The 9943-nt window shown below is 56.7% G+C and carries 7 protein-coding genes; 2 read left to right on the plus strand and 5 right to left on the minus strand.

Going from position 1 to position 9943, the window contains the following annotated elements; translation table 11 throughout:
* Positions 1-176 precede the first annotated feature (176 nt).
* Together hisD and E1757_RS27850 are read right to left on the minus strand one after the other, a co-directional pair.
* A complete protein-coding gene (gene hisD, locus E1757_RS27845) occupies positions 177-1454 on the minus strand; it encodes a histidinol dehydrogenase (RefSeq protein WP_246079585.1) in 1278 nt (425 codons plus the stop codon).
* A 507-nt stretch (positions 1455-1961) separates the two neighbouring features.
* Positions 1962-2756 (minus strand): helix-turn-helix transcriptional regulator, encoded by a 795-nt coding sequence (locus E1757_RS27850; protein WP_133234388.1) that lies wholly within the window; start codon positions 2754-2756, stop codon positions 1962-1964.
* Positions 2757-2919: 163 nt separating this feature from the next.
* Between E1757_RS27850 and E1757_RS27855 the strand changes: the two genes are divergently transcribed.
* Complete coding sequence (locus E1757_RS27855; RefSeq protein WP_133234390.1) at positions 2920-5355, plus strand: FAD-dependent oxidoreductase; 2436 nt, start codon at positions 2920-2922, stop codon at positions 5353-5355.
* Between the two features lie 772 nt (positions 5356-6127).
* Here E1757_RS27855 and E1757_RS27860 read toward each other — a convergent pair.
* Positions 6128-7042 (minus strand): nucleoside hydrolase, encoded by a 915-nt coding sequence (locus E1757_RS27860; RefSeq protein ID WP_246079586.1) that lies wholly within the window; start codon positions 7040-7042, stop codon positions 6128-6130.
* 44 nt (positions 7043-7086) lie between these two features.
* Positions 7087-8292, minus strand: a complete 1206-nt coding sequence (locus E1757_RS27865; protein WP_133234392.1) for an MFS transporter — start codon at positions 8290-8292, stop codon at positions 7087-7089.
* A gap of 322 nt (positions 8293-8614) precedes the next feature.
* Here E1757_RS27865 and E1757_RS27870 point away from each other — a divergent pair, with 322 nt between their 5' ends.
* A complete protein-coding gene (locus E1757_RS27870) occupies positions 8615-9589 on the plus strand; it encodes a DNA-3-methyladenine glycosylase family protein (protein ID WP_133234394.1) in 975 nt (324 codons plus the stop codon).
* 177 nt (positions 9590-9766) lie between these two features.
* Here E1757_RS27870 and E1757_RS27875 read toward each other — a convergent pair.
* Positions 9767-9943: transposase (locus tag E1757_RS27875; protein ID WP_181956700.1), on the minus strand; the 177-nt coding region annotated here is incomplete at its 5' end.

The raw sequence follows: 9943 nt of genomic DNA on the forward strand, positions 1-9943 counted from the left end.
GCAACTGGCCGGCCTCCGGTCCATCGAACAGCACCATGATCCTGCGGACTCCGGGAGCCTGTCGACGAATTGGCGGGAACCGGGCTTTGGGGATGACTTCGAAGCTCCAGCATGCCTGCCTCGAGCGAACCGCCCTGCACGGATGAATGCGCCGGGCCCACGGGCCATTATCGTTATTAGTGGCCCCCGTAGCGGCGAACCCGCAGCAGCGCCTGCTCCTTATGCCCCATGAACCGTTCGATCTCGCACAGCCGCGCCGCATATTCGCCGATCAGCGCGCTGGCTTCCGGCGTGCATCTTTGATACGTGCATGTTTTCAAAAATTTGCCGACCCATAAGCCGCCGGTGTAACGTGCGGCTTTCTTCGTGGGCAGCGTATGGTTCGTGCCGATCACCTTGTCGCCGTAGGCGACATTCGTCTCCGGACCTAGAAACAGCGCGCCGTAATTCGTTAAGCGGCTCAAGAAAAACGACGGGTCCTTCGTCAGCACCTCCACGTGCTCGAATGCCAGCTTATCCGCTTCGACCGCTGCCTCCTCCTCGTTGCCGACTACGATGACGATACCGTTGTCGCGCCAGGCCGCGCCGGCGATATCGGCTGTCGGCAGCGTCAGCAGCTGGCGTTCGATCTCCGCCATGGCAGCCTCCGCGAGCGATTCCGACGTCGTTATCAGCGCGCCGGGCGAAGTCGGGCCATGCTCCGCCTGCCCCAATATATCGCAGGCGATCATCTCCGCATCCGCCGTCTCGTCGGCGATGACCAGCGTCTCCGTCGGCCCGGCGAGCAGGTCGATGCCAACCCGGCCGAACAGCTGCCTTTTCGCTTCCGCCACATAGGCGTTGCCGGGGCCGACGAGCATATCGACCGGAGCGATCGCATCCGTTCCGATAGCCATGGCGGCGAGCGCCTGCACGCCGCCCAATATATAGATTTCATCCGCTCCCGCAAGCGCCATCGCGCTTACCGTAGCCGCCGGGATGACGCCGTCGATCGGCGGCGTGCAGGCGATGATCCGGCTTACTCCGGCCACCTTGGCCGTGACGATGCTCATATGGGCCGATGCGACCATCGGGTAGCGGCCCCCGGGCACATAGCAGCCGACGCTGTTAACCGGGATGTTCTTGTGACCCAGCACGACGCCCGGCAGCGTCTCGACCTCGATGTCGCGAATCGCTTCTCTCTGCAGCTCGGCAAAACGGCGAATTTGCGCCTGCGCAAAGATGATGTCGTCGATCGTCTGCTGCGAAACCTCCCGCATCGCCTCGTCAATCTGCTCTTGGGTGAGGCGAAAGCTTGCCGGCTCCCAGCGGTCCAGCCTGGCCGAGTATTCGTGAACGGCCGCATCACCTCTCAACTCTACATCGCGGATGATGGCTTGCACCGTTTCCGTCACTTTCGCCTGCTCCGATTGCTGCAAATCCAACGCTTTGCCGCATTTCAAATATTTGGCCACACTGCATATCCTCCTTTTAGAAGTCCGGTGAATAACGGCCCGCTGCGCAGGCGGATCTTTCTTCCGATCACTTTTGTCCCCGGATTTCTTGAATACATACCGCATTTGCGGAAGAAATCAGGGGACAAAGGCGACCATTTACGCTCCTCCGGAACGATTCCGCCCTCTCCGCGATTTATTCACCAAGCTTTTAGACGTTATGATGTATACGTATTCATTTATTCTTATTTTATGCAGCAATGTCGAATGCGTCAATCCTTTCTGTAATAAAAAACGAGACTATGCTCAAGTTGCTTGACCGATAGTCTGTACGTGGAGGGAATGGGATTGGGTACCAACTGTTTAAAGCGTAAGATTTGAATGGCCTCAGAGCGGTATACATACGATTTCAAAGTCAGGTTGCATATCCGGGCAGTCACTGGAGATGACGAACAGGCGGCCGCTATCGACTCTCCCCTTCAGCATTGATAAGGCAGATCAGCTCGACCTGAAGCTATCGGCAGTCTCCTAAATCCGGTGCGATTTACGGAATGCCGACGGGGTCACGTTCATCTTTCTCGTGAACATCCGGCTGAAATAAAATCCGTTGTCATACCCGCACTGCTCGGCGATTTGCTCGAGCGTTAATGAGGTTTCCAGCAGCAGCGTTTGCGCTTTTTCGAGCCTGAGCGAAGTCAAAAACTGCATCGGCGACTGACCGTAAACGGCTTGGAAACGGCGGGTAAACTGCACCGGGCTCAGCCCCAGTTCCCCGGATATTCGCTTCAGCGCGACCTGTCCGAACGCAAGTCGGCGGATGGAGCTCGCCGCCGCTTCGATGGCCGCATCCGTTTCGCCGGCACGCTGCTGCCGGTCGCCTTGCTCCGCTTCGATGCAGGCCGACAGCCACAAGTCCTTCAAATAATGACCGGCCCGGGCAAGCCTCGCATCGTCGGCCGGCTGGGCGGACAGCTTCTCCAGACAGCTGTAGGTGGAACGCAGCCGGCTATGGTCCATCAGCGATATACGGGCCGGGAGCGCAAGCGGCGTCTCCGATATGCCGGCCGTTTGCCAGATAAAGCGGTAAAAATGAAACGACAACGGCTCCCGCACCGTTCGCGCAAACGGCGTATGCGGCGGGCACAGCACGAGGTCGCCAAAGCCGGCTACTCCCTCCGCCTCGCCGATCCGATAAGAAAACCGGCCCTCCGACACCGCGAACAGCACCCATTCCACATATACATCCTCGGCAAGCTGAAAAGCTTTCTTTTGCTTCCAATACACTTGAGAAATAATTAGAGGCTCCAGCCGGGACGGCAGCATGCCATTCACCTCTTTACTTGAAATTTTGTATATATCGATGTTAAAACAGTGCATGTCAAAAGTAAATATAAACAATTAAAATATATGTATCTGAGTGATGAAAGCGTTCAAATGCACAATTAAGAATCGATGAAATTTATGACAAGCAAGGAGTGAATGATCAATGATAAACGAAACGGTTCAAACGGACATCGCCGTCATCGGCGGCGGTCTTGCCGGCGTCTGCGCCGCCGTGGCCGCCGCCCGTCTCGGGCAAACGGTCGCATTGGTACAAAACCGGCCCGTGCTCGGCGGCAACTCGAGCAGCGAGGTGCGGGTATGGGTGTGCGGCGCGACGGCCCACGGCACGCACCGGTATGCCCGCGAAACCGGAATTATGGGCGAAATGTTCGTCGAGAATCAGTTCCGCAATCCGGACGGCAATCCGTATATTTGGGATCTGGTCGTATTGGAGACGGTGCTTGCGGAGCCGAATATCCGGCTGTTTCTAAACACCGATGTGCACGAGGTCGAGGCTGAGGGCGGCGAGGTTGACCGGCGGATCGTCTCGGTTACCGGCTGGATGATGGGTTCCGAACGGCGAATCCGGTTTGAGAGCGGCATGTTCCTCGACTGTACGGGCGACGGGCTCGTCGGCTTTTTGGCGGGCGCCAAATATCGGCTCGGCCGCGAAGCCCGCCATGAATACAACGAGGAATGGGCGCCGGAGGAAGCGGATGCGGTGACGCTCGGAAGCACGCTGTTGTTTTATACGAAGGATGCCGGCCGGCCGGTTAAATACGTGCCGCCCGGCTTTGCCAAAGATATAACGAAGACGTCCATCCCGATCAAGCGCGTTATCCGCAGCGGAGATTCCGGCTGTCATTATTGGTGGATCGAATGGGGCGGCGAGCTGGACACGGTCCATGCGAATGAACGGATCCGCGACGAGCTGTGGTCCGTCATCTACGGAATTTGGGATTATATTAAAAATTCCGGCCAATTCGATGCCGACAGCATGACGCTCGAATGGGTCGGCTCGCTGCCGGGCAAGCGGGAATACCGCCGGTTCGTCGGAGATTATGTGCTCAACCAGAACGACATTATCGCGCAGCGGGAATTCGAGGACCGCGTTGCATTCGGCGGCTGGTCGATCGACCTGCATCCGCCGCAGGGGATGTATTCGACGGAAAGCGGCTCGAAGCATATGCATATGGACGGCAGCTACCATATACCGTTCCGTTCACTCTATTCCGCCAACGTGTCCAATCTGCTGTTTGCGGGACGCAATATAAGCGCGAGCCATGTGGCGTTCGGGACGACGCGCGTCATGGCCACCTGCGCGGTCATCGGCGAAGCCGCGGGCACGGGAGCGGCGCTGGCCGTCCGGAACGGTACGACGCCGCGCGGCGTGTACCGCGAGCATCTGGCGGAGCTGCAGCAGACGCTGCTGCGCCAGGATGCGTCGGTGCTCGGCTTGGCCGGCGCCGATGAGCGGAACCGGGCGCGACAAGCCGCCCGGGTGAGCGCATCCGGCACGCTGCGGCGGCTCGCCGTGGAGCAGCCGGCGGAGACTTATCCGCTGGCCGTGGACGTCGGCCTGCTGATCCCGGTCTCCTCCGCACTCGAGCAGCTGGAGCTGCTGGTCGATGCGGCGTCCGACACGAGGCTGGAGGTCGAGGTCTGGAGCACCGGCCGCGCGGAAAATTATGTGCCGCATACGCTGCAGGCGAACGGCTCGGCCGCGGTGCGCGCCGGGGAACGGCAATGGGCCGCCGTCGCGCTGGCCTGGGAGCCGGAGCAGGCGCAAAACGCCTTCATCGTCGTGAAGGCGAATCCCGCGCTGGCGCTGCATCTTTCCGGCACCCCGCTTACCGGGGTGCTCGGGTTTCAGCGCGGCGCGGGCGCGCGGACCGTCAAGCAGCTGGAGGATCATCGGGCGGAGCAGCCGGTCGTGCTGTGGGGAATGCGCCGCTTGATCCGCAAGCCGTTCTGCTTCCGCGCTTATCCGGAAACGGATGCTTATTCAGCTGCGAATGTCGTCGACGGTTATTTGCGTCCTTACGGCGGGCCGCATATGTGGGTATCCGAGCCGCTCGCCGCCGGACAGGAGGCTTGGATCGAGCTGGCCTGGGACGATCCGGTGCCCGTCCGCGAAGTGCAGCTCGTCTTCAACGACGATGTGAACGAGGATTTGATCAACCTGCATCACCACCGCACCGACTTTGAAGTTATTCCGGAGCTCGTACGCGGCTATCGCATCGAAGCGTGGACCGGTCGCACGGTAGAAGGCGGACTGTCGGGCGATGGCGCAGCGGACGGGAGCAGCGGCGGGGCGGCAGATGACGACGTAACGATCAGCAACAGAGGCGGGGCGGTAGATGACGACGTAACAATCCGCAGCAGCGGTGAGACATCAGGCTGCAGTGGATCGGCAGACGACAGCGGGACGACCCGCAGCGGCGAATGGATCGTGCTGCATAGGGAGACGGCCAATCATAAGCGCAAGCGAGTACATCGCTTGGACAGCGCCGTGTTCGCCTCGAAGCTGCGGCTCGTCGTTGAAGCAACCAACGGCAGCCCGTCCGCCGAGCTGATCGAAATCCGCGTCTACTCATGATGCGGGCCAGGCGGATCTGCCAGCAGCTCGCTTCATAAATAACGCTACACTAACGACTACTACTGGTCATGGGTCCGGCATTTTCTTCCGTACAGCCGACTTGCTTGTTTGGATTTGCCATGCGGTGTTCATGAAGACCGGACGTAACGGACCGAGGAGCCGCTTTTCGGTCCGATTTCTTGCTATCGACTTTCTGACGGACCGGAGCGACTGTATCTGGCGCTATGCTCGCTTATTTGCATCATTTTCCGCAAAATAACGCCGCCACGGAGACTGTCGATTAAAGGACGGGAACGGGCTTTGGAGATGACTTCGAAGCTCAAACACGTTTTATTGCCTTGATTTGATTACACTTTTCGGTATCAAGGCATTAAAAAACTCGCCCTGAAGCCATTCTCCAAGCCCTTATCCCTATTAATCGACAGTTTCCCACGGTCCTTTACATTTGAAAAACCATCCGTTTAGCCCAATTAGATACTCTGATGTCCGTTAGAATGGGTACCGTTTGACAAGCTCGACCACACCAGGCTTACGTTATCTTAGGAGAGTTGCACCGGGACAACGCACATAATGAAGCAGCGCATAAGCTCCCCCGACAGAGCTATTCCGCAACGGATCGTATCGCTTCAGCCCGTTGTCAAGTGAACATTATAGTGGACTGCAGCAATGCACAAAAGCCTCCGAAACATGCGCTGACGCGCCCGTTTCGGAGGCTTGCTTTTCCATACCGTACCTTCCCTCGTTCGGTCCGGCCATCCCAAGAATTTGCCGGCTATCCCTCGTCATGCCCGCAGCACAGTGCGATTTTCGCGTACATGTCTTCCAGCGTAAATCTCGCATCCACCTCGTGGTATACGCGGATCAGCCGATCGGTCTGCCGCTGCTCGTAGGTCAAGTCCTCCCTGATCCGCGGCGCCGGCCGCATCTCATAACCGTATTCATGCGGGTCCAGCAATAGGCTCACCGCCGGCGAATCGCCGAGCGCCCACATTTCACCCTTGGGAAAGCGCATATTGCCGCCGTGCCGGTCGTTAAACTCAATCATCTGGTCGAATAAATAGCGGCCGATCGTACCGTAAGGCCGAACCTTCAACGCCAGCTCCGCCAAAGAGACGCGAATGGTAGAATATACGTTGCGGGGCACCTGCCACAATGGGATCGGCGAGTCCATCACGACATTTGCCGCATGGACGTCATTTTGCAAATTGAATTCGAACTCTCCGTCCGGGTACTGACCGCCGCCGATCCATACGGCCGTCAGCTTGTCCGCAATACGCGGCTCGAGCAAATAGGCGCTGGCCAAATCCGTTAACGGTCCGAGGAATATAACAAACAACGGCAGCGGATCGTCAGACAGCGCTTCCTCAATGATTCGCGTCGCCCCCTCGGAAGGGACGGCAGCCGTCTCCGAAGCCATAGCGCGCTCAGCCCCGCGATCGACGGGAACAGTGCCTTCCAGCTTCATCAACGACAGCAGATGCAGCGCTTCTTCGCGGCTTTCCTCCATTGAGGTGACCGTACGCGCAGTGCCGAAATGAGCGGCGCAAATGCTTTTGATCATAAACCGCGGCGTTAGCAAAGCATGTACGATGGCGAACTGGTCATCCGCTTCGTTCTTGGCGTCGGTGTTTATAATAAGCCTTATTTTTTTCTGCGGCGGCACGTCGAAAGGCAGCCTCATCTTCATAGTAAATATCCTCCTTTAATTTGCTGAGTTTATCGTCATGCTGGTCATGCACTCAGCCCCGCAGTTTCGCGGCGCTTATCTTTAAACGCGAACATGCCGGCCATCACCATAACCGATACGACCAGACATAACATCCACGGCAGCAGCGGCATGCCACTCGCTTCCCCCACATCGTAAAACCAGCCGCCCAGACTTGTGCTCAAGGCGCCGCCGAGCGCCATCGAGTAGCCGTTAAATCCGTAGTAGGAAGCAATCAGCCGGGGCGTTGCGAACATCGGCACCACATCCATCAGCAGCGGCGCCGAAATCATCGTGCCTACGGCAAACAAAAACGCTGCGGCGCACAGCATGAACAGCCCGTTTGCGAACCCGAGCAGGAACAGGCCGACGCCCATGACCAAAGCTCCGATCCCGATCAATGGAAAGCGATTCGGAAATCTTTCGAACCAGCGGGTCACGTACAGCTGCAAACATATAACCGACAAGGAAACGGTTGCATATACATAAGCGACGCTGCTCTGTTCGCCCGTAACGTTGACTGCCAAGCGCGGAATGGTAAGAAACAGCTGCATGTACACGTAATAGTAGCCGATCAGAATGACAGTATACGCTACGAAAGGAATATCTTTCAATATTTGCCCGATATCTTTGCGGAAGCCGCTGCGCGAGATTTCCACGTCCAGAGCCGGCAGCTTCGCATAGACGAATACCGACAGAAAGGTGTAGATCAAGCCTGCAACCACGCATAAATAATGGAAGTTAATCGAGCTCAAGATACTGCCGAGCAGCGTGGAAGCGACCATCCCGACATTGGTGATCATATTTTTCAGCGAAAACAGCTGTTTCCGGTAAGCCTCGGGCGCCAATCGCGTAAATGCGGCCTGCAGCGACGGCTCGAACAAGGAACCACCAAGCCCGGAAATAACGGCGGCGGCAAACAGGCTCCACGTGTTGTCGGCAACGGCGAACGATAAAAAGCCGGCCGACCGAACGGCCAATCCGAGTACAAGCGTCGGCTTGCAGCCCCATCGATCCGCGACCAAGCCTCCTACAAAGGTCAATCCCTGCTGCGAAAATTGGCGGACGCCAAGCAAAAGTCCGGTCAACGCCATCGACCACATAAAGCTGCCTGTCAAGTATAAGGTCAAATACGGAATAAGCGCATAAAAGCCCATGTTCATTGAAAAAATTGTTATGTAAAGTACTTTAATTTCCTTTGGCGCCAATCGCCACAGCTTTAACGCTTCCATGCAGAATCACCCGCAGATTGGTGTACAGTTCCGAACCGATACCGCTCCATACGTCCGAACTCCTCCCCTTTCAAAATGATGCTGCTCATCGTAACGAATCAGTCGGGGCGATTGCACGTCCTGAACTGATTTCATTATAAGCGACATTCCCCGGGACGGAAACGACCGAGAATCCCCCGTCCAACGACGCAATCCCGTCCAAGCTCCCGTTCAGTCGCGATAACTCGCTTTTGCTTCATTTTTTCCGGATCATACGGATAGAGTGGTATAATGATGAACAGCGATCGATATCGCAATGAACACGAAAAAGGAGGGCACGCCAATGACCAATGAGACTTCGGCAGCGCCAACGATTCCCAAACAAAAATGGATTGACCATGGCGATGCCCTCGAGTTGCTGCCGCCCGCCGACTTCAGCTTTGATGCAACGCTCGGATATTTGACGAGGTCGGCCAACGAATGCATGTTTCATACGGATGCCGAAAGCGGCAGCCTGTACAGGCTTATTCCTTGCAGCGACCGGCCCGGCGATCATGCGCTTGTGAAAATAAGCGGAGCTGACGGCTCCATTCTCATATCGCCTGCAGAGGAGGGTACCGCCCTCCCCGAAGCTCCTCTCGCCCGCGCGGCCGTCGCCGCCTATGTGTGGGATTGGTTCGATCTATCTGTCGATATGCAGCCGTTTTATGACTTGGCCCGTCATGACCCGTTGTTGTCTGAAGCGGTAAAAAGATTTTACGGACTCCGCATCGTCGGGATTACCGATCTGTTCGAAGCTTTGTGCTGGGGCGTGATCGGACAGCAGATCAATCTCGCCTTCGCCTACACGCTGAAACGAAGATTTGTGGAAGCGTTCGGACAATCTGTTCAATGGAACGGGCGGGCGTATTGGACGTTTCCGACGCCGGAGGCGGTAGCCGAGGCAACCGTGGATGACCTAACCCCGCTCCAGCTGACGGGCAAGAAATCCGAATATTTGATCGGCATTGCCGGACTGATGGCCGAAGGCAGTCTCTCCAAAAGCAAGCTGCTGCAAAACATGGACGACATTCGCGCTTTGGAAAAGGAGCTGACCCGAATTCGCGGGATCGGACCTTGGACGGCCAACTATGTCATCATGCGCTGCCTGAAACATCCTGCGGCTTTTCCGATTGAGGACGTAGGGCTGCATAACGCGATCAAGCATCTGCTTCGGATGGAGCGTAAGCCGACGATCGAAGAGATTGAGCGGTTATCCGTCGATTGGGGGAATTGGAAAGCGTATGCGACCTTTTATTTGTGGAGGGTGCTTTATTAGATTGAAGCCGTCTGCCGAACGAACAAGAAGCCTTCCGACTGTTATTGGAGGCCATTGAAGAACTTACGTTTTTCGGTTCCGTCGATCTACCCAAAGTGCAAAGAAGACATCCAGTCCAACTCTTGGGGCGGATGTCTTCTGTTTTTCATCAGAATGGTTACAGTAGGTCGTTACCCGTCAGTCTGTTAACTTTAATATTCGCTTTAGATTTACCGCGAATATCGCCATAGCTCCTTGCATCTGCATGCCAAGCAGACCCGAGGATGTGGCGACATCATACCCGTGCCTATGTTTGAGTTCGCTATTCTTCGCTTCGATCTTGTAGCGTTCCTTTGATTTGGTTTTAAAATACTC

Source organism: Paenibacillus piri, assembly GCF_004354045.1.
GTDB lineage: Bacteria > Bacillota > Bacilli > Paenibacillales > NBRC-103111 > Paenibacillus_S > Paenibacillus_S piri.